Raw genomic sequence first — 23,240 nt, forward strand, 5'->3', positions numbered from 1 at the left:
GTTTTCAATGCCAGCGGGTTTATTGCTTGACCACGTCCACGACGTCAAAGCCGGCGGTGAAACCGTTCAGCGACAGCTTCATCTGCACCACTTGATCCGGTGCCGGTGCCGGACGCAGCGACAGAACGGCTTCCTTGCCTTTCCGGAAAGCGTCGATGTCGCCCTGTGTCAGGCCGATTTGCGCCACACAGCCCAGCTGGTTGCAAAACGAATAGTTGTAGCGTTTGGCCGGGGCGCCATCGATCGAGATCGTCAGAGCCGCGGGCAGCAGCGTTTCCAGCGGCACGATGACGGTGGCCCCGGCAACGGCCTGGCCGCCTTGCTGATCAATCCGGAACAGCGACACTTCGGCAATCGGGTTGCCTTGCGGACCTGCCAGCACCTGCAAAAGCGAGCAGGGATCGGTGCCGCTGTCAGTTTTTATGCAGGCCAGATCCCAATCGCCGTGCGTTTCCTTGGAATAACGGTCGCCAGCCCGGGGGCCATCGCTGACCGGTTCGCCCAGGTCCAGCAGCTGATCTGCAGTTGATTCTGTTTGTTCTGTCTGCTCAGCGGATTCCGCCCCCGCAGTCTCTTCCGCGGCTGTTTCCTGTGCCGCCAGCGGGGCGGACATGGCCAGCACTGCGGCAAGCGTGATCGGGGTCAGGGACTTCAACATGAATGCCTCATTTTTCTAAAGACGCTGGTTTTGCGTTTACCACGCCGGCCGGGTGGTGTCAGGCCAATAACAAATGATCTGCGGGGAAATCCGCGCAAAATGTTTCAAGCCCGGAAGTCACTGTACCGGAACAAAAAAGGGAACCGGATGGCCCCCTTTTTCGTGTTGTGTCTCCCCGTCGGACTGGCCGACTTAGTTATTGCGTAGGACGTTACGAAAGGGCTGGCCATCGGTCAACATGCAAGTTCAAAAAAAGTCGTGCAGGCTTCAATTTAGGGGAAATGGAACCCTGGCTGTCCGGATCGCCGCGGTTTTTGCCTGTTTTGCAGGCAGTGCCGCCGAAAAAAGAAGGCCGTGCACAAGGCACGGCCAGTCTGACAGGGAGGAAATGTCCGCCACTGCAACCGCATTTGCGGGGGCGGGCAAGATTGACTATCGCACTGAAAAGTTAACGTTGTATTGTTATCCACAGGGAAAAAGACAGGCAGGGGACGGGCATGGCAGACAGTATCTTTCTGGGCGGCGGCGGCGAAGAGTATGGCACGCCGCAAGGGTTGGCACTGAAATACGCCAACCGGCATGGGCTGATCGCCGGGGCAACCGGCACAGGCAAGACTGTCACTCTGCAAATCCTGGCTGAAGGGTTTTCAAATGCCGGCGTGCCGGTGATCCTTGCTGATGTGAAGGGAGATCTGTCCGGCTTGGCAAAGCCTGGATCACCAAGCCACAAACTGCATGACGCCTTCACTTCGCGCGCGGAAAGAATCGGGTTTTCTGATTACTGCTATCATGCCTGCCCGGTCGCTTTTTGGGATCTCTATGGCGAGCAGGGCCACCCTGTGCGCACAACTGTTGCGGAAATGGGCCCGCTGCTGTTGTCCCGGTTATTGGAGCTGAGCGAAGCGCAGGAAGGTATTTTAAACATCGCGTTCAGACTGGCAGATGAAGACGCCTTGCCGCTGCTGGACTTAAAGGACCTGCAATCGCTGTTGGTCTGGATCGGCGAAAACCGGGCGCAGCTGTCCCTGCGCTACGGCAATGTGTCCCCGGCTTCTATCGGTGCTATCCAGCGGCGTCTGCTGGTACTGGAAAATCAGGGCGGTTCCGGCCTGTTCGGGGAGCCGGCATTGGCGCTCAGCGATCTGATGCGGTGCGATGATGCAGGTAAGGGCGTGGTCAACATCCTGGCCGCAGACAAGCTGATGGCGGCGCCGGGGCTCTATTCAACCTTTTTGCTGTGGCTGCTGAGCGAGCTGTTCGAAGATCTGCCCGAGGTGGGCGACCCGGAGAAACCGCGCCTGGTGTTCTTTTTCGATGAGGCGCATCTCTTGTTTGAGGATGCGCCGAAAGCGCTGGTCGACAAGGTGGAACAAGTGGCGCGGCTGATCCGGTCCAAAGGGGTGGGGATCTATTTCGTCACCCAGAATCCGGCCGATGTGCCGGAGGATATCCTTGGCCAGCTCGGCAACCGTATCCAGCACGCGCTGCGGGCTTTTACTGCCAGAGACCGCAGAAATCTGAAACTGGCGGCGGAAACCTACCGCGAGAACCCGCGTTTTTCCACCGGAGAGGCAATTCGCGAGGTTGGCGTCGGGGAAGCCGTCACCTCAATGCTGCAGAAAAAAGGCGTGCCGGGCGTCGTTGAACGCACGCTGATCCGTCCGCCAAGCACCCAGCTTGGACCGCTTACGGTTCAGGAGCGGGAGGAAATGCTGAAAGCTTCGGACATGGCGGGGAAATACGACAAACCGCTGGACCGGCGGTCGGCCTACGAAATCCTGGCACAGCGAGCGGAGGCGGCGGCAGAGGAAGCGGAAACTTCCGAGGCTGCGGCAGAAGAGGCCCCGCAGCCGATGGCGCGGGAATTCAACGCCGCCCGCCGGTATTCCGGGTCTCGGGTCAGCCGCTCGTCTGCAAAGGTTTTCCGCAAGAAAGACACCTTTACCTCGGCAATGTCTGACGCGGTGATCAAGGAGCTGAAGGGCACGACCGGACGCCGGATTGTCCGTGGCATTCTCGGCAGCCTGTTCAAAGGGCGCTGAGCAAAGAAAAACGGGTTTGGCTTTACGCCAAACCCATGCCTCCGGCGGGAGTATTTTTCACCAGAAAGAAGCCAGAAGCGCCGCCCGGACTTCCAGGGCGGCGCTTGTTTTACTTTTCAGGGATCAGCCCGCGCGGACTGAATCTGAGGACAAGCAGCAGTATCAAGCCCATCGTGAACAGCCGCATGTGCGAGGCGCTCTCTACCAGATGCGCCTTCAGAGCGCTGCCTTCGGCCATGCCGGAGGTGACAGCTTCCATCAGCAGAATGCCCATCGGCTCCACTTTGATCCAGAAGAACCAGATCAGCATGCCGCCCAGCACCGCGCCAAAGTTGTTGCCGGAACCGCCGACGATCACCATTACCCAGATCAGGAAGGTGAAACGCAGCGGGTTGTAGGTTCCCGGTGTCAGCTGGCTGTCCAATGTGGTCATCATCGCGCCGGCAATGCCACAGATTGCGGAACCCAGCACGAAGATCTGCAGATGGCGGCGGGTCACGTTTTTGCCCATTGCCTCGGCTGCGGTCTCGTTGTCGCGGATTGCGCGCATCATCCGGCCCCAGGGGCTTTTCAACGCCATCTGCGCCATCCACAACAGCGCCAGCAGAACAGCGGTGAACATCAGCGCATAGCCTGCCTTGACGTAGATGGTCGAGGCCAGAACCGGGTCGAGACCAAATCCCGCAGCGCTCTCAACGAAACCCGGATCGTTCTGCAAATCCACTTCATAAGGCAGGGGACGGGGCAGGCCGACCACGTTCTTCACACCGCGCGACAGCCAGTCTTCGTTCTTGAGCACGGCAATGATAATCTCGGCGATACCCAGCGTGGCAATCGCCAGATAGTCCGAACGCAGGCCCAAAGCGGTCTTGCCAATGAGCCAGGCAGCGCCCGCGGCCAGCAGCCCGCCGGCAGGCCAGGCCAGCAGCACCGGCAGACCCAGTCCGCCAATGTTGCCCTGCAGTGCCGGGTTGATCGCCTCAACCGCACCAACCGCCGGATCAAAGATCGCACGGTAGATAAAGAAACCCACGATCATCATACCAGCCAGAACCAGCGCACGCAGTTTTCCCGCGGGCATGAACTTGGTGATCATGACCGCCGCCGCAACCGTCAGTGCGCCCATCACCAGCGCCATGACGATGCCTGCGCCGCCCGAAGACCAGGCCGCGGGGATCACCGGTGTCGACACCAGTACCACAGCGAGCCCGCCAAGCGCTGTAAAGCCCATGATGCCGACGTTGAACAACCCGGCAAAGCCCCATTGGATGTTCACGCCAATCGCCATAATAGCCGAAATCAGCCCCATGTTCAGGATCACCAGCGCCGAGTTCCAGGAGCCGGAGAAGAACAGAAAGTCGGTCATGCCCTCAGCCAGGATCATCACGCCGACAAAGACGAAAAGAAGGGTATGTTTCATGGTATCGGTCATACCGCTTTCCCTTTGAAAAGGCCGGTGGGCTTGAACAGGAGGACAACAATCAGGATCGCAAAGGAAACTGCAAACTTGTAGTCGGTGCTGAGGAGCTGAACCAGCCCGTCAGGCGCCAGGCTGTCCGGCAGCCCGTAGTTCAGAACCTTTTTCCAGGCGTAGGTGATCGTCACTTCGGAAAACGCGATGATGAACCCGCCGGCAATTGCGCCCAGCGGGCTGCCGAGGCCGCCAACAATGGCCGAGGCAAAGATCGGCAGCAGCAGCTGGAAATAGGTGAAGGGCTTGAACGACTTGTCGAGGCCGTAAAGCACGCCTGCTATGGTCGCCAGCGACGCCACAATCATCCAAGTGTACATCACCACGCGCTCCGGGTTGATGCCCGACAGCAGCGCCAGATCCTCGTTATCCGAGTAGGCCCGCATGGATTTGCCGGTGCGGGTTTTGTTCAGGAACCAGAACAGGGCCGCCACCACGATGATCGCGGTGATCACGGTGATGCCTTGGGTGGTTTTGATTGCCAGGCCTTCGTTCAGGCCGGTCATCTGCTTGAAAGTACGCGCCTTGATGATGAAACGCTCGCCATCGGCAAACCGCTGGTCGCCGGGGCCAATGATGAAGCGCACGATGCCGTTCATCATGAACATCACACCCAGCGAGACCATGACAAAGATCACCGGTTTGGCTTTCTGCTCGCGGTAAAAGCGATAGACGGTCCGGTCGGTCAACAGTGCCAGCCCGATGGTGCCCAGGATACCAAAGGGCAGGGCCAGCAGTGCCGTCGGCAAGACGCCAAAGCTGATGCCCATCGACTGAAAGGCCCAAGTGATCAGGATAGTGACCATGGCGCCGAACGCCATGGTGTCGCCATGGGCAAAGTTCGAGAACCGCAGGATCCCGTAGATCAGCGTCACCCCCAGCGCGCCAAGCGCCAGCTGGCTGCCATAGGCCAGCCCGGGAACAAGTACAAAGTTGGTAAGCGCCACAAGGGCGTTGAGGAAATCCATTATTCTTGCTCCTCACAGAAGCCAGTTCCCGAAATCCAAATGGGCTTGGGATCGACCTCTAAAGATGTGTGTGACGAGAAAGCGGCGTTGCCGTTCGAAAACACGGTTAGCATGTGTACAGCACCCCCTTCGTTTCTTGTAACGAAGTTGGCAATTTGAGTGCTCTCGTCGCTATGAATTGTCGCCTTGAAGGGGCGCGGTCCAGGTGAATGGACTATTGCCGTTTCACCCTTGGCATCCACTTCGACAGTGACCTCATCCTCCTTGTCTTTGCAGCCTCCCGTTGAGTAGCAGTTCTGAAACTTGCAACTCAGCGTGAGCGCAAAACTCTGGGAGCTTGCTGTCATCAGCGCCACCGTGGCGAACATTGTCGCAGCGAGGCCGCGCCTAGCTTGCGCAAGCCGCGAGGCATAAAACAGTTCAGCCCGCATTCTCAGCCTCCCAAGAACGATTTGCGCACTTCGGGATCGGCCAGCAGCTCTTGGCCGGTGCCGGTATAGGCATTGCGCCCCTGCACCAGAACATAACCTTTGTCTGCGATCTCAAGTGCTTGTTTGGCGTTCTGCTCCACCATCAGGACCGGCAGCCCGGTGCGGGCAACCTCAATGATCCGGTCGAACAGCTCATCCATCACAATGGGCGACACGCCCGCTGTGGGTTCGTCCAGCATCAAGACCTTGGGCTTGGTCATCAGCGCGCGGCCCACGGCCACCTGCTGCCGCTGGCCGCCTGACAGCTCACCCGCCGGCTGGTTGCGCTTGTCGCGCAGGATCGGGAACAGGCTATAGATCTGCTCAATTGTCCCTGAAAAATCATCGGTTCGGATAAAGGCACCCATCTCCAGGTTCTCCTCCACCGTCATCGAGGTGAAGATGTTGCTGGTCTGGGGCACAAACCCCATCCCCTTGACCACCCGGTCCTGCGGCGACAGCGCTGTGATATCCTCGCCGCCCAGCCGCACAGTCCCAGAATGCACATTCAGCATCCCGAACACTGCCTTCATGGCGGTGGATTTACCGGCCCCGTTCGGGCCAACAATGACGGCGATCTCGCCGGGGTTCACGGCGATGGTGCAATCATGCAGGATATCCGGCCCTTTGCCGTATCCGCCTGTCATGCAGTCACCAATCAGAAATGGTTCAGACATTCGCTGCCCCTTTCATCTTTCTGAAAATACTCCGGGGGAGCCGCGCAGCGGCGGGGGCAGAGCCCCAATAAGCAGCAAAGCAATCCATCACGTGTTTTCCAGCTTGTCTTTGTTCTTCAGGCCAGTGCCCAGGTAGGCCTCGATCACCTGCTCATTCGCTTTAATCTCGTCCAGGGTGCCTTCGGCCAGCTTTTTGCCTTCGGCCATGCAGATCACCGGATCGCACAGGCGGCCGATGAATTCCATGTCGTGCTCAATGACGACAAAGGTATAGCCGCGCTCCTCGTTCAGACGCTTGATCGCATCGGCGATGGTATACAGCAGGGTCCGGTTCACGCCGGCGCCGACCTCATCCAGAAAGACGATCTTGGCATCAACCATCATGGTGCGGCCCAGCTCCAGCAGCTTCTTCTGGCCGCCGGATACCTGTCCTGCCTTCAGATCGGCGATATGGCTGATGGTGAGGAACTCCAGCACCTCATCCGCTTTGGCCCGCAGCGCGCGTTCCTCGTCGGCGATGCGTTTGCGGCCGAACCAGGTGTTCCACAGCGTTTCGCCTGATTGCGCGCCCGGCACCATCATCAGGTTTTCCCGGCACGTCATGGATGAGAACTCATGCGCGATCTGGAAGGTGCGCAAGAGCCCCTTGTGGAACAGCTCATGCGGCGGCAGGCCGGTGATATCCTCACCATCCATGGTGACACGGCCAAAGGTCGGCGGCAAAACACCCGCGATTACATTGAACAAAGTGGTCTTGCCGGCCCCGTTCGGGCCGATCAAACCGGTTATGGACCCCTTAGCGATTTCCAGCGAAGCGCCGTCCACCGCATGGAACCCGCCGAAGTGCTTATGCAAGTCCTCGACGACGATCATGTCATTTCATCCCCTGCCGCGGTTTTGCGGCGTTTTAAATTTGGAACAGCCCGGGCGGAACCCGGGCTGATCATTTTCTGTGTCTTTTCAGGTTCGTATCAGCGGAACTTGACGGTTTCGATCTTGCCGCCTTTGACTTCGACTTCGCGGTAAGAACCCGCGCTTTCACCCGGTCCGATCAGCTCAACGCCGGTTGCGCCCTGATAATCGATCTCACCGCCAGCGGCGAGGATTTCCAGTGCCTTGCCCAACTCGCCGGGGTTGATCGGCTCGCCGGGACCATTGGCAACATCAAGGATCTTGCCCATGTAGTCCGCCGGTTTGGTCGAATTGGCAGCCTGCATCGCCAGCAGGAACAGCGCAGCGGCATCATAGGATTCCGGCGCATAAGCCGACGTGCCGTCAAAACCTGCTTCCTTGGCCATTTCAGCAAATACCTTGGAGCCTTCGCTGTCCGAGCCTGCGATCTGGCCGAAAGAACCATCCAGGTCCGGGCCGACGTTCTGCGGCAGGGAATCCCCGATCATGCCGTCGGGCAGGCCGAACATGTCAAACGCGCCGCTGTCCAGCGAGCCTTGGATGATGCCCAGACCGCCCTGGTCCAGGTAACCGGCAACAACCAGCACGTCGCCGCCAGCCGAGGCCAGCGCGCCGACTTCAGCCGAATAATCGCCCTTGCCGTCTTCGTGGGCCGCAACGATGGTGACTTCGCCGCCGGAAGCTTCGAAGGCGGATTGGATCGAATCCGCAAGGCCTTTGCCGTAGTCGTTGTTGGTGTAGGTCAGTGCGATCGACGAGACGCCGCGCTCTTTCAGCACGTCTGCCATGATCTCACCCTGGCGCGCGTCCGAAGGCGTGGTGCGGAAGAACAGGCCGTTGTCTTCCATTGTGCTCAGCCCGGGCGAGCTGGCGGAAGGAGAAATCATCACCATGCCGTTCGGAATGGCCACGTTCTGCAGAACTGCGCCGGTCACGCCCGAGCAATCGCCGCCGACAATGCCGTTGACGCCTTCTGAGATGATTTTCTCGGCGTTGGCCACAGCCAGGCCGTTGTCGACACAGCCGTTGTCAGCACGAACAGAGCTGACGGTCGCGCTGTCCAGCAGTTTGCCGGATTTGGTGACTTCTTCCATCGCCAGTTCCGCGCCGCTGGCCATTGCCGGTGTCAGCGATTCAATCGGACCGGTGAATCCGAACAGGATGCCGAGCTTAACTTCCTTGGCGTGGCCGCCGGCATATGCGGTGCCAGCCGTCAGCGCAGCGGCCGCGGTGGCCATCAGCAGTTTCTTCATTTGAAAACTCCCATTGTTGGAACAAAAATGTTCACATCGGACCCTAGGCAAGCCGGTTCCAAAAGAAAAGTCCTATTGAACCGGAACAGTTTTCCCCGGGCCGCTTGGTTTATGCTGCACCTCCATATGATCCCCGGATGCAGCGCGGGCGTGGATTTACAAGGGAATCAAGAGAAGGAAAAGACCTCAATGCTGCAGTATTCACGCCTTTTGACGGTAACCGCCGCGCTGATGACGGTTTTCACGGCTTCTTATGCAGAAAACCTGCCGACCAGTCAGGGCGGACTGAGTGTAACCCGGATAGCCGATGGATTTGATGTGCCCTGGGCATTTGATTTTCTGCCCGGCGGCGGCCTGGTGGTGACAGAACGCGATGGGCGGTTGTTTCATGTCCGCGCGGGGCACAAGGAACGTATCAAAGGGGTGCCGCCCGTGGCGGCCGAAGGGCAGGGCGGCCTGCTGGATGTGATGGTGCCAAGGGATTTCGCCCAAAGCCGCGAGATCTTTCTGACCTTTGCCAGGCGTCAGGGCCGCGGTGCAGGCACCGCGCTGGCTGTTGGGCGGCTCAGCCAGGACAACAGCCGGCTGGAAAACGTCCGGGTTCTGTTCGAAGCCGCACCGGGCGCATTAGGCGGGCGGCATTTCGGTGCCCGCGTGGTGGAGGCGAAGGACGGCAGCCTGTTCGTTTCGCTGGGCGAGCGCGGCGACCGGCCCAGTGCCCAGAACCTGCGGCTGCACCAGGGATCAGTGGTGCGGATCAACCGCGACGGCTCGGTGCCCGCCGGCAATCCGTTCACCGTCACCCAAGGCGCGCAGCCGGAGATCTGGTCCTACGGGCACCGCAATCCGCAGGGCATGGCGCTGGATCTGCAGGGCAACCTGTGGGTTGCGGAACACGGTGCCAAAGGCGGCGATGAAGTGAACCGGGTCCGCAAGGGCGCCAACTACGGCTGGCCGGTGATTTCTTACGGGCGCCATTATTCGGGGAGCAAAATCGGCGAAGGCACCGCGAAACCAGGAATGGAGCAGCCTGAATGGTATTGGGATCCCTCCATCGCACCGTCCGGCATGATGATTTACTCCGGCCGGATGTGGCCGCAGTGGCGCGGAGACATCTTCGTAGGCTCGCTGAAATTCGACTATATTTCCCGGCTCTCGGGAACACCGCTGAAAGAAGCAGAGCAGCTGCGAAGCAGTGAAACCGGGCGCATCCGCGATGTGCAGGAGGCGCCCGACGGTAGCATCTGGTTTGCGTCTGAAAGCGAGGGCGCGGTGTTCAGGCTCTCGCGCTGACAGGCCGGAAGGCCGCGCGGATCACACCTTATAGGATGCCGCCTTGCTGCCGCGTTCGCGGTAGGGGGTGGTGTCGTAATGCGCCCGGTAGCATTTGGAAAAATGCGACGGCGAGGCAAAGCCGCAGGCCAGTGCCACGTTGATCACGCTCATATCTGTCTGCATCAGCAGGTTGCGCGCCTTTTGCAGCCGGATTTCCATGTAATAGCGCTTGGGTGAGCGGTTCAGGTAACGGCGGAACAGACGTTCCAGCTGGCGGGTGGACATGCCGACGTCCTGCGCCAGAACCGACGGGCTGATCGGCTCTTCGATATTGGCTTCCATCATCTGGATCACCATTGACAGCTTCGGATGGCGCACCCCGATGCGGGTCGGGATCGACAGGCGCTGGGTGTCCTGGTCGGTCCGGATGGAAGAATAGATCAGCTGGTCGGCCACCGCATTGGCCAGCTCCTCGCCATGGTCATTGGCAATCAGCTTGAGCATCAGATCGATGGACGAGGTGCCGCCGGCGGTGGACAGCCGGTTGCCATCAATCACAAAGACCGATTTGGTCAGGTCAACCTCGTCAAACTCTTCGGCAAAACTGTCGGCGTTTTCCCAGTGAATGGTCGCCCTTTTACCGTCCAGCAGACCGGCCTTGGCCAATGTGTAAGAGGCGGTGCACAGTCCGCCGATGGTCAGCCCCTTGCGGGCTTCGCGGCGCAGCCAGGCCAAGAGCTTTTTGGTGGTGGATTCCTGCACATCAATGCCAGAGCACAGCATGACCACATCATCGCGGTGCAGGTCGTTCAGATCGCCGTCCAGATTGAACGTGGTGCCGGCCGAACAGGTCACCGTTTCACCGCCTTCACCGATCAGCGTCCAGGCATAGGTGTCCTTCCCATGCATCCGGTTGGCAATCCGCAGGCATTCGACAGCCGATGCATAGGAAAGCATCGTGAACTTGTCGAGAAGCACAAAAACGAACCGCTTTGGCTGGCCGGCGTCAACTCCAGAATCAGCAGGCTTGCGTGGCGTCTGCATGGCGGGCGTCCTTCAAGAAACAATTCGGGCCGCGGCAGCACGCTCCGCGGCAGGTTGGAAAACCGTGCTCACAGCTTGGACCCGGGGTCAAGTGGGCGCAATTCTAAACTGGTCACTCCGATGCGGATTTTGTATAGAGCACTCAACCTGATCTAAAGACCTCTGATGCGGAGATAAAGTCATGAGCGAATGGCAAAAAACGGACTGGCGCAACAAGCCGCGGGTTCAAATGCCGGACTATACCGATGCGGCAGCGCTGAATGCTGTCGAGGCTCAGCTTTCCAAATTCCCGCCGCTGGTCTTTGCCGGCGAAGCGCGCCGCCTTAAACAGCACCTGGGTGCTGCGGGGCGCGGTGAAGCCTTTCTGCTGCAGGGCGGCGATTGCGCCGAAAGCTTTGACCAGTTCAGCGCTGATGCGATCCGCGACACCTTCATGGTGATGCTGCAGATGGCGATGGTGCTGACCTATGGCGCCAAAGTGCCGGTGGTGAAAGTGGGCCGTATGGCCGGCCAGTTCGCCAAGCCGCGCAGCGCGCCGACCGAAACCATTGATGGCGTTGAGCTGCCCAGCTACCGCGGCGACATCATCAACGAGCTGGACTTTACCTCTGCCGCGCGCATTCCCAACCCGCAGAAGATGCTGCAGGCCTATACCCAGGCCGCTGCAACGCTGAACCTGCTGCGCGCTTTCTCCACCGGCGGGTTTGCCGACATGAGCCGGGTGCATTCCTGGACCCTGGGCTTTACGGATGAACAGGAAGTCCAGAAATACAGCGAGATCGCAAACCGTATTCAGGATACGATCGATTTCATGGCTGCCGCCGGCATAACCGCCGACACCACCCACGAACTCTCGACCGTGGATTTCTACACCAGCCACGAAGGGCTGCTGCTGGAATATGAGGAAGCGCTGACCCGGCTTGATTCGACTTCCGGCAAATGGCTGGCCGGTTCCGGCCACATGATCTGGATTGGCGACCGCACCCGACAGCCTGACGGTGCCCATGTGGAATTCTGCCGCGGTGTGCTGAACCCGGTTGGTCTGAAATGCGGCCCGACCACCACCGCCGAGGATCTCAAGGTGCTGATGGCGCGCCTGAACCCGGAGAACGAAGAGGGCAAGCTGACGCTGATCGCCCGCTTCGGCGCTGGCAAGGCCGGCGAACACCTGCCGCGTTTGGTCAAGGCGGTCAAGGAAGAGGGCGCCAATGTCACTTGGGTCTGCGACCCGATGCATGGCAACACCATCAAATCCTCCACCGGTTACAAAACCCGCCCCTTCGACAGTGTTCTGCGCGAAGTGCGCGACTTCTTCGGCGTCCACAAGGCCGAAGGCACTATTCCGGGCGGCGTGCATTTCGAGATGACCGGCCAGGACGTGACCGAATGCACCGGCGGCGTCCGCGCGGTGACCGATGAGGATCTGAGCGACCGCTACCACACCGCCTGCGATCCGCGCCTGAACGCCAGCCAGTCGCTGGAACTGGCCTTCCTGGTGGCCGAGGAACTGTCTGCATTGCGGGCCGCGCAAAACACCCGCCAGGCTGGCTGAGAACCTGGACAGGCCGCGCGCTGTCACGGCGCGTGGCCTTTTGAAACATTGCTCATGTAAAAAGGCGCCCCGGGGTTCTCCCTCGGGGCGCAGTCGCTTCAAGTGCTATGACCTTGGACTTGAATTAAAAATACTTATGCGGCGGGACCGTATCCCGGCGCCCGCATGTCAGTCGCGGCTAACAATCAAACGCAGATGCGAAGCCCCCTTGCGCTTACCTTTGTTCGGGTCCGCCGCCTTTGCGGTTGTATCTGCCGGTTCGCCAAGTTTACCTGCGCGGCTGCGTTCCAGCAGCGCCTTGGCCTCGTCCATAATTGAACGTTCAGGTTTGAACCGCGCCTGGGTTTCTGCAAAACCCGGGTTAGGCTGGTTTGCGTCCCGGCCCTCGTCTGCGGCTGAAACCCGCGGTTTGGCTTTGAACCCGGCAGCACCAGGGGCTTTGCCGACCGCGCGCATTTCGATCGACGAGATCGAGAAACGCTGCGAGGTGGCAGCTGCCCCTTCATCCGCGACCAGAACCCCCAGAACCCGGCTGATATCGCCCAGGTCGCTGCGCAATGGCAGCAGCAGCATGCGGGCGTCGCGCGGTGTGCGCTGGCGCGGCGCTTCGATTTGCAGCTCCAGCTCAATGATGGCGGGGGTTTCGAACATGTGCTCCATGGCCGAGCTTAGCTGTTTGCGGGCCTCGGTGGTAAAAAACGCTGTCACCGGCATGCCGCGAACTTCCATACCTGCCATTTCGTTCACCAGCGTTCCGGCAAGGCGGAAGCGGGCAATCCCAGGTGCGATCCGTTCCAGAATGAATGTATTGCTCAGGATGTTTTCCAGCCCGCGCGGATCAATCTGCGAGCGGCTGGGCACATCGTCACCGCGCCGCAGCGCGGTCCAATAGGCTTCCGCTTGGCGCAACGGCGATTGTGAACCGCCTTTGCGGAAGCGGTTCATGGAAACAACCTTGTCTTGACCTGTCTGCACTTCAGTTCCGCTGCGGCTGCCAAAAAACATATCTTCATCCCCTTCAACCCCGGCCTTCCCTTTGGTCGCGGCAACCGGTGGCTGCGTTAACTCTTAGGGCCGGCTTGGTTACCCTGAAGTTAAGATGACACAATCTAATTCAAATTTGGACTACTTCTTTAAGCAATGGTTAACGCGATAGGCGCGCCGCGGTTATGCGATTGGGCTTGCACCCTATACTTTCGAGACAGTAGAGCTGATCAATCACCAGCGACTAAGAGGGCCTGCCCGATGACCATCCGCAGCATGACCGCCTTTGCCTCGGCGCAGGGCAGCTCTGATCAGCACAGCTGGAGCTGGGAGCTCCGATCGGTCAACGCCAAGGGTTTGGACCTGCGGCTGCGGGTGCCGGATTGGCTGGAAGGTCTTGAAAATCTTATCCGTTCGACACTGGGCAAGGCGTTGGCACGGGGAAATGTCTCGCTCACTTTGCGCATTTCGCGCATCGAAGACGGCGCCGGTCAGATGCAGGTAAATGCCGCCATTCTGCAATCGGTGATCAAGTCCTTGGCTGAGACACAATCCATTGCCAAGCAGAACCGGGTGGAAATCCGCCCGGCCTCAGCCGCCGAAGTTCTGACCTTTAAAGGGGTGCTGGAACAGTCCGCAGGCGGCGATGATCCGGCGCCGCTGGTTGCTGTACTCAGCAAGGAACTGGAAACTCTTGTGGCGGAATTCGTGCAAATGCGCGAGGCCGAGGGTGCCGCACTTGCCCAAATCCTTAACAGCCAGCTGGAGCAGGTCACCGCGCTAACGGCCCAGGCCGGGGAGCGTGCCGAAGAGCGCAAGTTGAAAATGGCGGAGACGCTTAAGGCCAACCTGGCGCGCGTCATGGACAATGCCGATGGCGCGGATCCTGACCGTGTGGCCCAGGAGCTGGCCCTGATCGCGGTCAAGGCGGATGTGACAGAAGAACTCGACCGTCTTGGTGCCCATGTGACCGCTGCCCGCGATCTTCTGGCCAAGGGTGGCGCGGTGGGCCGTAAATTCGACTTCCTGATGCAGGAGTTCAACCGCGAGGCCAACACGCTGTGTTCAAAAGCGCAGCACAGCGCCTTGACGGCGGTCGGGCTTGAGCTGAAAACCGTGATCGACCAGATGCGCGAGCAGGTGCAGAACATAGAATAAGAAAAGGAGTGCCCAGATGGCGGACCGCCGCGGCCTTTTGATCATCCTCTCATCGCCTTCGGGTGCCGGTAAATCCACTTTGGCCCGCCGCCTGATGGCCTGGGACCCGGGCCTCAAATTCTCGGTCTCGGCCACCACCCGCGCGCCGCGCCCGGGGGAGGAGCACGGCCGCGAGTATTTCTTCATGTCCGAAGATGAGTTCCGCCAGAAGGTGGCCGAAGGCGGCATGCTGGAACACGCCCATGTGTTCGGTAATTTCTACGGCTCCCCGGCTGGCCCGGTAAAAGACACCATCGAGGCCGGCCAGGACGTGCTGTTCGACGTCGATTGGCAGGGTGAAATCCAGATCCGAAATTCGGACCTGGGCAAGCACGCGCTGTCGATCTTCATCCTGCCGCCGTCGATCCCCGAACTGCGCCGCCGTCTGGAGACCCGTGCCCAGGACAGCGACGAGGTGATTGGTAAACGGATGCAGAAAAGCTGGGATGAAATCAGCCACTGGGGTTACTATGATTACGTGCTGGTCAACGATGATCTGGACGAGACCGAGGCACGGCTGAAAACCATTGTCGAGGCGGAGCGCATGCGCCGCATCCAGCAGCCCAGGCTGCAGGATCACGTCCGCAACCTGCAAACCCAGTTCGAGGAACAGTCATGACCCTGTACGCTCTTGGTGAGCATCAGCCGCAGATCCACGCAGACACCTGGGTCGCCCCGGACGCCAATCTAATCGGCAAGGTGGTAATGGAGGCAGGCGCCTCGGTCTGGTTCGGCGTCACCATTCGCGCCGACCACGAGGAAATCCGGATCTGCGAAGGCACCAACGTGCAGGAAAACGTGGTGATGCACATTGATGCAGGCTACCCGCTGACCATCGGAAAGAACTGCACCATCGGCCACAAGGCGATGCTGCACGGCTGCACTATCGGTGAAAACACCCTGGTTGGCATGGGCGCCACCATCCTGAATGGTGCGAAGATCGGCAAGAACTGCCTGATCGGGGCGGGGGCATTGATTACCGAGAACAAGGAAATCCCCGACAACTCGCTGGTGATGGGAAGCCCTGGCAAGGTGGTGCGTGAAGTGGACGCCGAGCTGGCCGAAAAACTCACCCAAAGCGCGCTGCTGTATCAGGACAACATGCGCCGCTTCCGCGCAGAGCTGAAGCCGCTGTAATCGGGCGTGCTGCCACATCAGCTTTACACAGCGGTGCTAGACAGGCCGGGAATGTAATCGCGGGGTACAGATGACGACCGATCAGATTGACGGGTTTCTGGCGGCGATCCCGCTGCCTGCCGTGATGGTGGATCAGACCGAACGCTTCATCGCTGTGAACAGCGGCGCCGAGGCGCTGCTGGGGCAGGCGATCAGGGGCCGCCACTTTGCCACCATCCTGCGCCAGCCCAGCGTCGCCACAGCCATTGAGGCCTGCCTGAACGACAAGGAGTCCCGGACCGCGCGGCACCTGTCCAACGATGGCGCCCAAGACACTGCTTACACGGTCACCCTGCGATATGTCCCTGGCATTGGCGCTGTTGGCGGCGGCGCGGCCCTGGTTTGTTTTGATGACATTACCGAGCGTGAGCAAGCCAGCCAGATGCGCCGCGATTTTGTGGCCAATGTCAGCCATGAACTGCGCACGCCGCTGACGGCTTTGATCGGCTTTATCGAAACCCTGCGCGGCCCGGCCAAAGATGATTCCGCTGCCCGGGACCGTTTCCTGACGATTATGGAGGGTGAGGCCAGCCGGATGAACCGCCTGGTCGGGGACCTCCTGTCGCTGAACCGGGTCGAAAGCGAAGAACGGGTGCGCCCCAAGCAAAGCGTCGATCTGGCCGCCCATCTGGCGACGACGCTGAAAACCCTCGCTCCGGTCGCCGAGGCGCGCGGCGTATCAATGGGCTTGAAGGTGCCGCAGGACAGTGCGACGGTCGCCGGCGACCCCGATCAGCTGCAGCAGGTGTTCACCAACCTGGTCGAAAACGCGGTCAAATACGGAGGCGATCGGGTCCTCGTCGAGCTTAGCTTTACAGAACGGGAGCCGTCGGTGCGCGTGCCTGCAGCCCGTGTTCAAGTGATCGACAACGGGCCTGGCATCGACCCCGTTCATCTGCCGCGCCTGACAGAACGGTTTTACCGCGCCGACAGCCACCGCTCGCGTGAGATGGGCGGAACCGGGCTGGGGCTGGCCATTGTAAAACACATCATCAACCGCCACCGCGGACGGCTGCGGGTGGAAAGCGATCTGGGCCAGGGGGCTGTTTTCACAGTGATCCTGCCCAAATAGGCCGTCTATCTGAAAAGACTGCTTGGGCATTCAAGCCGCCGCCGGGCGCCCCGGCGGCGGTTTTCTTCTTTCGTGTTACTTTTTTGCTGCCGAAACGCGGTTTGTCATGCCGCTGTTACACTGCCGTCACAAAAGGCTCATCAGCGGCTTCTACGAGGGGCCTGGATCATCGACGGGGTGATCGAACTTAGAAACTCTTGGAGACACAAATGTCCTTTGTGAAACTGACCGCTTCCACCCTGGCTATCGCCGCCGTTTCAGCCACCGCAGCAGCTGCCCGCGACCAGGTGCAGGTTGCCGGTTCGTCGACCGTTCTGCCCTATGCTTCGATCGTGGCAGAAGCGTTTGGCGAAAACTTCGATTTCCCGACCCCGGTTGTGGAATCCGGCGGCTCCTCCGCTGGTCTCAAGCGCTTCTGTGAAGGGGTGGGTGAGAACACCATCGACGTCGCCAATGCCTCGCGCAGGATCAAGGACAAGGAAATCGCCGCCTGCGCCGAAAACGGCGTGACCGGCATCATTGAGGTCCGTATCGGTTATGACGGCATCGTTTTTGCCTCGGACATCAACGCGCGCTCTTTTGAATTCACCCCGACGGACTGGTTTCTGGCGCTGTCCGACAAGGTTCTGGTTGACGGCGAACTGGTCGGCAACCCGAACACCACCTGGGCCGACGTGAACCCGGATTTCCCTGCCGTGGACATCCAGGCTTTCGTTCCGGGCACCAAGCACGGCACCCGCGAAGTCTTTGAGGACAAGGTGATCCTGGCCGGCTGCGAAGCCACCGGCGCGTTTGAGCACCTGCTGGCCCACGCAACCGGCGACAGTGACAAAGCCAAGAAAAAAGCAGCCGAGAAAGCCTGTATCGCCCTGCGCACCGACGGTAAATCGGTCGACATTGACGGCGACTACACCGAGACCCTGGCCCGCATTGAAAGCAACCAGGACGGCATCGGCGTCTTTGGCCTGGCGTTTTATGAGAACAACACCGACAAGCTGCAAGTTGCCACCATGTCCGGCATCGTGCCTTCGACCGAAAGCATCGCAACCGGCGAATACCCGGTCTCCCGCCCGCTGTTCTTTTACGTGAAGAAAGCCCACATCGGCGTGATCCCGGGCCTGAAGGAATACGCGGAATTCTTCGTTGCTGACGAAGTTGCCGGCGAAGACGGCCCGCTGGCCGAATACGGTCTGGTTGCCGACCCGGAACTGGCGGACACCCAGGAATCGGTTTCCAACGAGGCCGTGATGGGCGGCAACTCCTAAGACGCCCTGTGTGCGATTGACACCCGCCGGGGCGGAGCCATCCACCCCGGCGCTTTCTTTCCGCGGCAGGGCTGCCGCAGCAAATACGCCACCGCCAAACCGGAGCTTTTCATGCCCACTTTCTGGCTTGTTGCCCTCCTGTCCGCGCTGTCTGCCGCTGGCTTTTACGGCGGCCGCCGCCGCGCGATTGCCACTGCAAACGGTGATGTGAGGGACCTGCATTCGCTGCCGTCATACTACGGCTACCATGTTGCGATGGCCGCCTTTGTCCCGGCTGTCACGGCGCTGGCCATCTGGCTTCTGGCGCAGCCGATGTTCATCGAGACCCGCGTCTCCGGCACAATCCCGGCTGCAGCGGTTCCGGAAAATTCCACCCTGGGCCTGGTGATGAGTGACGTGCGCCGCGTCGCCGAGGGGCTGGACAACGCAGTAGAGCAGGGGCTGCTGACCGCCCGCCAGGCGCGGGACATCAGCAGCGGCGAACAGAACGTGCGTGCCCTGCTGGGGGAGGTAGGCGTGGCCCTTGGCTCGGACGTGCAGCCCGAAGTCCTGACGGCGGCCCAGACCTACCGCAACCTATCGCACACTGGCAGGACCGCCATGACCGTGATTGTCGCGCTGCTGGCATTTGGCGGTTTTGCTTGGGCCTACTGCCGCACCCACAAGGATTTCCGTGCCCGGAATGTAGTGGAGCGGGCTATTCTGGCGCTGCTGATCCTCGCCGCCTCGCTGGCGATCCTGACCACCATCGGCATCGTTCTGTCGATGCTGTTTGAAACCAAAAACTTCTTTGGCCTGCACAGTTGGACGGACTTCTTCTTCGGCACCACCTGGGCGCCCAACTTCCGCGGCGACAGTGAGCTGTCGATCCTGCCGCTGTTGTGGGGCACGCTCTATATCTCCTTCATCGCCCTTTTGGTGGCGGTGCCGGTTGGCCTGTTTGCAGCCATCTATCTGTCGGAATACGCCAGCGGCACTGTACGGGCCTTTGCCAAGCCGCTGCTGGAAATCCTCGCAGGCATCCCGACCATCGTTTACGGCCTGTTTGCGCTGCTGACGGTTGGTCCGGCACTGGCGGACCTCTTTGGCAAGGGCGGTCTCTTGGGAGTCGAGTGGATGGCCGGCGCCACTTCGGTGCTGACTGCCGGGCTGGTGATGGGCATTATGCTGATCCCCTTTGTTTCCTCGCTGTCTGATGACATCATCAACGCGGTGCCGCAGGCGCTGCGCGATGGCTCGCTGGGGCTCGGCGCCACCAAATCGGAAACGGTGCGCCAGGTGGTGATACCGGCTGCCCTGCCAGGCATCGTCGGCGCCGTGCTTCTGGCCGCTTCGCGCGCCATCGGCGAGACCATGATCGTGGTGATGGGGGCAGGGGCGATTGCCAAGTTCTCTGCCAACCCGCTGGAATCGATGACCACCATCACCACCCGCATCGTCAGCCAGCTGACCGGCGACACCGATTTTGCCAGCCCGGAAACCCTTGTTGCCTTTGCCTTGGGCCTGACCCTGTTTGTCCTGACCCTCGGCCTGAATGTCCTGGCGCTCTATATCGTGCGCAAATACCGGGAGCAGTACGACTGATGACCGATCTCAGCCAATCCCCCTCCGCGCCGCGCAAACACGGCGGCTCGCTGCTGGAGCAAACCCCGCACACCAAAAAACGCAACGCAGCGGAAACCCGGTTCAAGGCCTATGGTATTGCTGCCATCGCTGCCGGCCTGCTGATGCTGGCGATCCTGGTGACCACCATCGCCGGCAAGGGCACCGGTGCCTTCCAGCAGACTTTTGTCACCCTGAAAGTCGACCTGCTGGAAGCCAAGCTCGACAAGAAGGGCAACCGCGATCTGGCCGACATCAAGAAGATCTCCACCTTCGGTTATGCCCCGATCATCAAAGGCGCGATGACTGCCGCGGTTGCGGAGCTGGGCATTGAAACCAGCCTCAAACCCAAACAGCTGGCCGGCATCCTGTCCAAGGATGTGGCCGCCCAGCTGCGCAACTACGTGATCGCCAACCCGGAACAGATCGGCCAGACGGTTGAATTCCGCTTCCTCGCCTCCAGCCGGGTGGACGGCTACCTGAAGGGCCGGGTGACCCGCGGCAGCATCGTCAATGACAAGAACATCTCCGCAGAACAGCTTGATCTTGTTGACGCTTTGGCCGCCGCCGGTGTGCTGGAAAAAACTTTCAACCTCGACTTCATCCTGGGTGCCGACGCCTCCGATGCCCGCCCTGAGGCCGCCGGCATCGGTGTTGCGATGCTGGGTTCGCTGTTCATGATGCTGGTGGTGCTGGCGCTGGCGCTGCCGATTGGTGTGGCCGCCTCGATCTATCTTGAGGAATTTGCGCCGCAGAACTGGCTCACCGATATGATCGAGGTGAACATCTCCAACCTCGCAGCCGTGCCCTCCATCGTGTTCGGTATTCTGGGCCTTGCGGTGTTCATCAACTACATGCACCTGCCGACCTCGGCGCCGCTGGTGGGTGGTCTGGTGCTGACGCTGATGACCCTGCCGACCATCATCATCTCCACCCGCGCCTCGCTGAAGTCGGTGCCGCCGTCGATCCGCGACGCAGCCCTGGGGGTCGGGGCGTCGAAAATGCAGGCGGTGTTCCATCACGTGCTGCCACTAGCCGCACCGGGCATCCTGACCGGCACCATCATCGGCCTGGCGCAGGCGCTGGGGGAAACCGCACCGCTGCTGCTCATCGGCATGGTCGGCTTCATCGCCTCCAACGCGCCGGAAACCCTGGCCGACGGCCTGCTGGCGCCGAACTCTGCCATGCCAGCCCAGATCTACGAATGGGCCAAACGCGCCGACCCGGCGTTCTATGAACGCGCTTGGGGCGGCATCATCATCCTTCTCATCTTCCTGGTGACCATGAACACGCTTGCCGTGATCCTGCGCCGCCGCTTTGAACGCCGCTGGTAAGGGGGCATAGTGCAATGAACGACATGACCTTGATGGATAACACCGTGGACACACAGAAAACCAAAATCGCCGCCAAGGACGTCAATGTCCACTACGGCGACAGCCACGCGATCAAAGACGTGAATGTGCAGATCGAGGACAAGACCGTCACCGCCTTTATCGGACCTTCGGGCTGCGGCAAGTCGACCTTCCTGCGCTGTCTGAACCGGATGAACGACACCATTGATATCTGCCGGGTGAAGGGCGACATCCTGCTGGATGGCGAGGACATCTATGACCGTCGCGTCGACCCGGTACAGCTGCGCGCCAAGGTCGGCATGGTGTTCCAGAAGCCGAATCCGTTTCCGAAATCGATCTATGACAATGTGGCTTATGGGCCTCGCATTCACGGCCTAGCCAAGAACAAGGCGGAACTGGATGAGATCGTTGAAAAATCCCTGCGCCGCGCAGCCATCTGGGATGAGGTGAAAGACCGCCTTGATGCCCCTGGTACCGGCCTGTCCGGCGGCCAGCAGCAGCGCCTGTGCATCGCCCGCGCCGTGGCCACTGAACCCGAAGTGCTGCTGATGGACGAACCCTGCTCGGCGTTGGATCCCATCGCCACCGCCCAGGTTGAAGAGCTGATAGACGAGTTGCGCAGCCGCTACTCGGTGGTAATCGTGACACATTCAATGCAGCAGGCCGCGCGCGTCAGCCAGAAAACCGCCTTTTTCCATCTTGGCCATCTGGTGGAATTCGGCATCACCGGCCAGATCTTCACCAATCCCGAAGACCCCCGCACCGAAAGCTATATCACCGGTCGTATCGGCTGATTGCAAGGAAAATCAACATGGTAGAACAGCATATTGCATCGGCCTTTGACCGCGATTTGGAGGCTATTCAGGCCCGGATCATGAAAATGGGCGGCTTGGTCGAGGACGCCATCCGCGAAGCCGCCAAAGCGTTGGAGACCCGCGACGAGGAGCTGGCGCTGACCGTCCGGCAAGGCGACAAGGCCATTGACGGGCTGGAAGAGCTGATCAACGAGGAAACCGCCCGCCTGATTGCTTTGCGTGCTCCCGCAGCTTCGGACCTGCGGCTGGTTTTGTCGGTGATGAAGATTGCCGGCAACCTGGAACGCATTGGCGACTATGCAAAAAACATGGCCAAGCGTACCGGCGTCCTGGCGCAGGGGCCGAACATCAGCGAAGGCACCTCTGCCCTGCGCCGGATGGCCCGAGAGGTCGAGCGGATGTTGAAGGACGCGCTCGATTCCTACATCCAGCGCGACGTTGAACTGGCCCGCGACGTGATAGAGCGCGACCGCGACGTGGATCAGATGTACAACGCCCTGTTCCGTGAATTCCTGACCCATATGATGGAAGATCCCCGCAACATTTCGGCCTGTATGCACTTGCATTTCATCGCAAAAAACACTGAACGCATGGGCGACCATGTGACCGCGATTGCAGAACAGGTGATCTATCTGGTCACCGGCGAAAAGCCGGAGGAAGACCGCAAAAAATTCGACACCACCTCAACCACACCGCAGGAGATCTGACCAATGGCTGCCGATCAGCCCACTGTTCTGGTTGTAGAAGACGAAATGGCACAACGGGAAGTGCTGGCCTATAACCTTGAAGCGGACGGCTTTCGTGTGCTCAAGGCCAAGGACGGCGAGGAAGCCTTGCTGATGGTTGAGGAGGACATGCCGGATATGATCATCCTCGATTGGATGATGCCCAACCTCAGCGGCATTGAAGTGTGCCGCCGTCTTAAGACCCGCGCGGAAACCCGCAATATCCCGGTGATAATGCTCTCCGCGAGGTCCGAAGAAGTGGACAAGGTGCGCGGTCTGGAAACCGGCGCCGACGATTACGTCGTGAAACCCTATTCGGTGGCAGAGCTTATGGCCCGCGTGCGCAGCCAACTGCGCCGGGTGCGGCCCTCTACTGTGGGCGTGCGGCTGGAATACGATGATATCGTACTGGACGCCGAAACCCACAAGGTCAGCCGGGGCGGCAATCCTCTCAAGCTGGGGCCGACCGAGTTCCGCCTGCTCTCCACCTTCATTGAAAAACCGGGCCGGGTGTGGAGCCGTGAACAGCTGCTGGATCGCGTCTGGGGCCGTGACATCTATGTCGACACCCGCACCGTCGACGTCCACATCGGCCGATTGCGCAAGGCGCTCACCCAGCACGGCGGCGACGATCCGGTCCGTACGGTGCGCGGCGCTGGCTACGCCCTGGGCTGAAACCTGGGCTGAACCGGCACCAGGGGACACGGATGGTGGAAAGGGGGGCATGCAT

22 protein-coding genes are annotated in these 23,240 nt (G+C 60.3%); 13 read left to right on the top strand and 9 right to left on the bottom strand.

Features of this window, described 5'->3' with window-relative positions:
- Window positions 1-19 precede the first annotated feature (19 nt).
- Entirely contained in the window at window positions 20-658 is a 639-nt protein-coding gene (locus ETW24_RS09605; protein ID WP_129370854.1) for an invasion associated locus B family protein, read from the bottom strand.
- A 497-nt stretch (window positions 659-1,155) separates the two neighbouring features.
- On the opposite strand from ETW24_RS09605, the gene ETW24_RS09610 reads away from it, so the two are divergent.
- Window positions 1,156-2,700 carry a helicase HerA-like domain-containing protein gene (locus tag ETW24_RS09610; protein ID WP_129370855.1) on the top strand — a complete coding sequence of 515 codons (1,545 nt, stop codon included), beginning with the start codon at window positions 1,156-1,158 and terminating at the stop codon, window positions 2,698-2,700.
- Between the two features lie 109 nt (window positions 2,701-2,809).
- On the opposite strand, the gene ETW24_RS09615 is transcribed toward ETW24_RS09610, so the two are convergent.
- From ETW24_RS09615 to ETW24_RS09640, 6 genes are all read right to left on the bottom strand, one after another.
- Window positions 2,810-4,132 carry a branched-chain amino acid ABC transporter permease gene (locus ETW24_RS09615; protein WP_129370856.1) on the bottom strand — a complete coding sequence of 441 codons (1,323 nt, stop codon included), beginning with the start codon at window positions 4,130-4,132 and terminating at the stop codon, window positions 2,810-2,812.
- Window positions 4,129-5,139: a branched-chain amino acid ABC transporter permease gene (locus ETW24_RS09620; RefSeq protein ID WP_129370857.1), complete on the bottom strand. Its 1,011-nt coding sequence runs from the start codon at window positions 5,137-5,139 to the stop codon at window positions 4,129-4,131. Before ETW24_RS09620 ends, ETW24_RS09615 begins: the two co-directional genes overlap by 4 nt.
- Complete coding sequence (locus ETW24_RS09625) at window positions 5,139-5,570, bottom strand: hypothetical protein (RefSeq protein ID WP_129370858.1); 432 nt, start codon at window positions 5,568-5,570, stop codon at window positions 5,139-5,141. The genes ETW24_RS09620 and ETW24_RS09625 overlap by 1 nt, the downstream gene beginning before the upstream one ends.
- Window positions 5,571-5,572: 2 nt before the next feature.
- Entirely contained in the window at window positions 5,573-6,286 is a 714-nt protein-coding gene (locus ETW24_RS09630; RefSeq protein ID WP_129370859.1) for an ABC transporter ATP-binding protein, read from the bottom strand.
- Window positions 6,287-6,373: 87 nt separating this feature from the next.
- Complete coding sequence (locus ETW24_RS09635; RefSeq protein WP_129370860.1) at window positions 6,374-7,159, bottom strand: ABC transporter ATP-binding protein; 786 nt, start codon at window positions 7,157-7,159, stop codon at window positions 6,374-6,376.
- A 98-nt stretch (window positions 7,160-7,257) separates the two neighbouring features.
- The gene (locus tag ETW24_RS09640) at window positions 7,258-8,451 is read right to left on the bottom strand and encodes an ABC transporter substrate-binding protein (RefSeq protein WP_129370861.1); all 1,194 of its coding nucleotides are present in this window, start codon (window positions 8,449-8,451) and stop codon (window positions 7,258-7,260) included.
- A gap of 189 nt (window positions 8,452-8,640) precedes the next feature.
- Between ETW24_RS09640 and ETW24_RS09645 the strand changes: the two genes are divergently transcribed.
- Window positions 8,641-9,744 carry a PQQ-dependent sugar dehydrogenase gene (locus ETW24_RS09645; protein ID WP_129370862.1) on the top strand — a complete coding sequence of 368 codons (1,104 nt, stop codon included), beginning with the start codon at window positions 8,641-8,643 and terminating at the stop codon, window positions 9,742-9,744.
- Between the two features lie 21 nt (window positions 9,745-9,765).
- Here ETW24_RS09645 and ETW24_RS09650 read toward each other — a convergent pair whose 3' ends face one another.
- Window positions 9,766-10,770: a GlxA family transcriptional regulator gene (locus tag ETW24_RS09650; RefSeq protein WP_129370863.1), complete on the bottom strand. Its 1,005-nt coding sequence runs from the start codon at window positions 10,768-10,770 to the stop codon at window positions 9,766-9,768.
- Window positions 10,771-10,951: 181 nt separating this feature from the next.
- On the opposite strand from ETW24_RS09650, the gene ETW24_RS09655 reads away from it, so the two are divergent.
- Window positions 10,952-12,322, top strand: a complete 1,371-nt coding sequence (locus ETW24_RS09655) for a class II 3-deoxy-7-phosphoheptulonate synthase (RefSeq protein ID WP_129370864.1) — start codon at window positions 10,952-10,954, stop codon at window positions 12,320-12,322.
- Between the two features lie 168 nt (window positions 12,323-12,490).
- Here ETW24_RS09655 and ETW24_RS09660 read toward each other — a convergent pair whose 3' ends face one another.
- Window positions 12,491-13,327 carry a PAS domain-containing protein gene (locus ETW24_RS09660; RefSeq protein WP_129370865.1) on the bottom strand — a complete coding sequence of 279 codons (837 nt, stop codon included), beginning with the start codon at window positions 13,325-13,327 and terminating at the stop codon, window positions 12,491-12,493.
- Window positions 13,328-13,567: 240 nt separating this feature from the next.
- On the opposite strand from ETW24_RS09660, the gene ETW24_RS09665 reads away from it, so the two are divergent.
- The 10 genes from ETW24_RS09665 (at window position 13,568) to phoB (ending at window position 23,185) form a co-directional block, all read left to right on the top strand.
- Entirely contained in the window at window positions 13,568-14,464 is an 897-nt protein-coding gene (locus ETW24_RS09665; protein WP_129370866.1) for a YicC/YloC family endoribonuclease, read from the top strand.
- A gap of 16 nt (window positions 14,465-14,480) precedes the next feature.
- Complete coding sequence (gene gmk, locus ETW24_RS09670; RefSeq protein WP_129370867.1) at window positions 14,481-15,122, top strand: guanylate kinase; 642 nt, start codon at window positions 14,481-14,483, stop codon at window positions 15,120-15,122.
- Window positions 15,119-15,640 carry a gamma carbonic anhydrase family protein gene (locus ETW24_RS09675; RefSeq protein ID WP_129370868.1) on the top strand — a complete coding sequence of 174 codons (522 nt, stop codon included), beginning with the start codon at window positions 15,119-15,121 and terminating at the stop codon, window positions 15,638-15,640. The genes gmk and ETW24_RS09675 overlap by 4 nt, the downstream gene beginning before the upstream one ends.
- Window positions 15,641-15,710: 70 nt before the next feature.
- Window positions 15,711-16,751, top strand: coding sequence for a sensor histidine kinase (locus ETW24_RS09680; protein ID WP_129370869.1), 1,041 nt, complete (start codon window positions 15,711-15,713; stop codon window positions 16,749-16,751).
- Between the two features lie 209 nt (window positions 16,752-16,960).
- A complete protein-coding gene (locus ETW24_RS09685) occupies window positions 16,961-18,016 on the top strand; it encodes a substrate-binding domain-containing protein (RefSeq protein ID WP_129370870.1) in 1,056 nt (351 codons plus the stop codon).
- Between the two features lie 111 nt (window positions 18,017-18,127).
- The gene (gene pstC, locus ETW24_RS09690) at window positions 18,128-19,600 is read left to right on the top strand and encodes a phosphate ABC transporter permease subunit PstC (protein ID WP_129370871.1); all 1,473 of its coding nucleotides are present in this window, start codon (window positions 18,128-18,130) and stop codon (window positions 19,598-19,600) included.
- Entirely contained in the window at window positions 19,600-20,952 is a 1,353-nt protein-coding gene (gene pstA, locus ETW24_RS09695; RefSeq protein ID WP_129370872.1) for a phosphate ABC transporter permease PstA, read from the top strand. The genes pstC and pstA overlap by 1 nt, the downstream gene beginning before the upstream one ends.
- 14 nt (window positions 20,953-20,966) lie before the next feature.
- On the top strand, window positions 20,967-21,764 hold the full coding sequence (gene pstB, locus ETW24_RS09700) for a phosphate ABC transporter ATP-binding protein PstB (RefSeq protein ID WP_129370873.1): 798 nt from the start codon (window positions 20,967-20,969) through the stop codon (window positions 21,762-21,764).
- A 17-nt stretch (window positions 21,765-21,781) separates the two neighbouring features.
- A complete protein-coding gene (phoU, locus tag ETW24_RS09705; RefSeq protein WP_129370874.1) occupies window positions 21,782-22,492 on the top strand; it encodes a phosphate signaling complex protein PhoU in 711 nt (236 codons plus the stop codon).
- Between the two features lie 3 nt (window positions 22,493-22,495).
- Complete coding sequence (gene phoB / locus ETW24_RS09710; protein WP_129370875.1) at window positions 22,496-23,185, top strand: phosphate regulon transcriptional regulator PhoB; 690 nt, start codon at window positions 22,496-22,498, stop codon at window positions 23,183-23,185.
- Window positions 23,186-23,240: the final 55 nt, after the last annotated feature.

The sequence above is a fragment of the Leisingera sp. NJS204 genome, assembly GCF_004123675.1.
Taxonomy (GTDB): Bacteria; Pseudomonadota; Alphaproteobacteria; order Rhodobacterales; family Rhodobacteraceae; genus Leisingera.

Bases quoted from the DNA above. Each gene is read 5' to 3' on its own strand.
- ETW24_RS09605 (WP_129370854.1), bottom strand. From the start codon at position 658: ATGTTGAAGTCCCTGACCCCGATCACGCTTGCCGCAGTGCTGGCCATG.
- ETW24_RS09610 (WP_129370855.1), top strand. From the start codon at position 1,156: ATGGCAGACAGTATCTTTCTGGGCGGCGGCGGCGAAGAGTATGGCACG.
- ETW24_RS09615 (WP_129370856.1), bottom strand. From the start codon at position 4,132: ATGACCGATACCATGAAACATACCCTTCTTTTCGTCTTTGTCGGCGTG.
- ETW24_RS09620 (WP_129370857.1), bottom strand. From the start codon at position 5,139: ATGGATTTCCTCAACGCCCTTGTGGCGCTTACCAACTTTGTACTTGTT.
- ETW24_RS09625 (WP_129370858.1), bottom strand. From the start codon at position 5,570: ATGCGGGCTGAACTGTTTTATGCCTCGCGGCTTGCGCAAGCTAGGCGC.
- ETW24_RS09630 (WP_129370859.1), bottom strand. From the start codon at position 6,286: ATGTCTGAACCATTTCTGATTGGTGACTGCATGACAGGCGGATACGGC.
- ETW24_RS09635 (WP_129370860.1), bottom strand. From the start codon at position 7,159: ATGATCGTCGTCGAGGACTTGCATAAGCACTTCGGCGGGTTCCATGCG.
- ETW24_RS09640 (WP_129370861.1), bottom strand. From the start codon at position 8,451: ATGAAGAAACTGCTGATGGCCACCGCGGCCGCTGCGCTGACGGCTGGC.
- ETW24_RS09645 (WP_129370862.1), top strand. From the start codon at position 8,641: ATGCTGCAGTATTCACGCCTTTTGACGGTAACCGCCGCGCTGATGACG.
- ETW24_RS09650 (WP_129370863.1), bottom strand. From the start codon at position 10,770: ATGCAGACGCCACGCAAGCCTGCTGATTCTGGAGTTGACGCCGGCCAG.
- ETW24_RS09655 (WP_129370864.1), top strand. From the start codon at position 10,952: ATGAGCGAATGGCAAAAAACGGACTGGCGCAACAAGCCGCGGGTTCAA.
- ETW24_RS09660 (WP_129370865.1), bottom strand. From the start codon at position 13,327: ATGTTTTTTGGCAGCCGCAGCGGAACTGAAGTGCAGACAGGTCAAGAC.
- ETW24_RS09665 (WP_129370866.1), top strand. From the start codon at position 13,568: ATGACCATCCGCAGCATGACCGCCTTTGCCTCGGCGCAGGGCAGCTCT.
- gmk (WP_129370867.1), top strand. From the start codon at position 14,481: ATGGCGGACCGCCGCGGCCTTTTGATCATCCTCTCATCGCCTTCGGGT.
- ETW24_RS09675 (WP_129370868.1), top strand. From the start codon at position 15,119: ATGACCCTGTACGCTCTTGGTGAGCATCAGCCGCAGATCCACGCAGAC.
- ETW24_RS09680 (WP_129370869.1), top strand. From the start codon at position 15,711: ATGACGACCGATCAGATTGACGGGTTTCTGGCGGCGATCCCGCTGCCT.
- ETW24_RS09685 (WP_129370870.1), top strand. From the start codon at position 16,961: ATGTCCTTTGTGAAACTGACCGCTTCCACCCTGGCTATCGCCGCCGTT.
- pstC (WP_129370871.1), top strand. From the start codon at position 18,128: ATGCCCACTTTCTGGCTTGTTGCCCTCCTGTCCGCGCTGTCTGCCGCT.
- pstA (WP_129370872.1), top strand. From the start codon at position 19,600: ATGACCGATCTCAGCCAATCCCCCTCCGCGCCGCGCAAACACGGCGGC.
- pstB (WP_129370873.1), top strand. From the start codon at position 20,967: ATGAACGACATGACCTTGATGGATAACACCGTGGACACACAGAAAACC.
- phoU (WP_129370874.1), top strand. From the start codon at position 21,782: ATGGTAGAACAGCATATTGCATCGGCCTTTGACCGCGATTTGGAGGCT.
- phoB (WP_129370875.1), top strand. From the start codon at position 22,496: ATGGCTGCCGATCAGCCCACTGTTCTGGTTGTAGAAGACGAAATGGCA.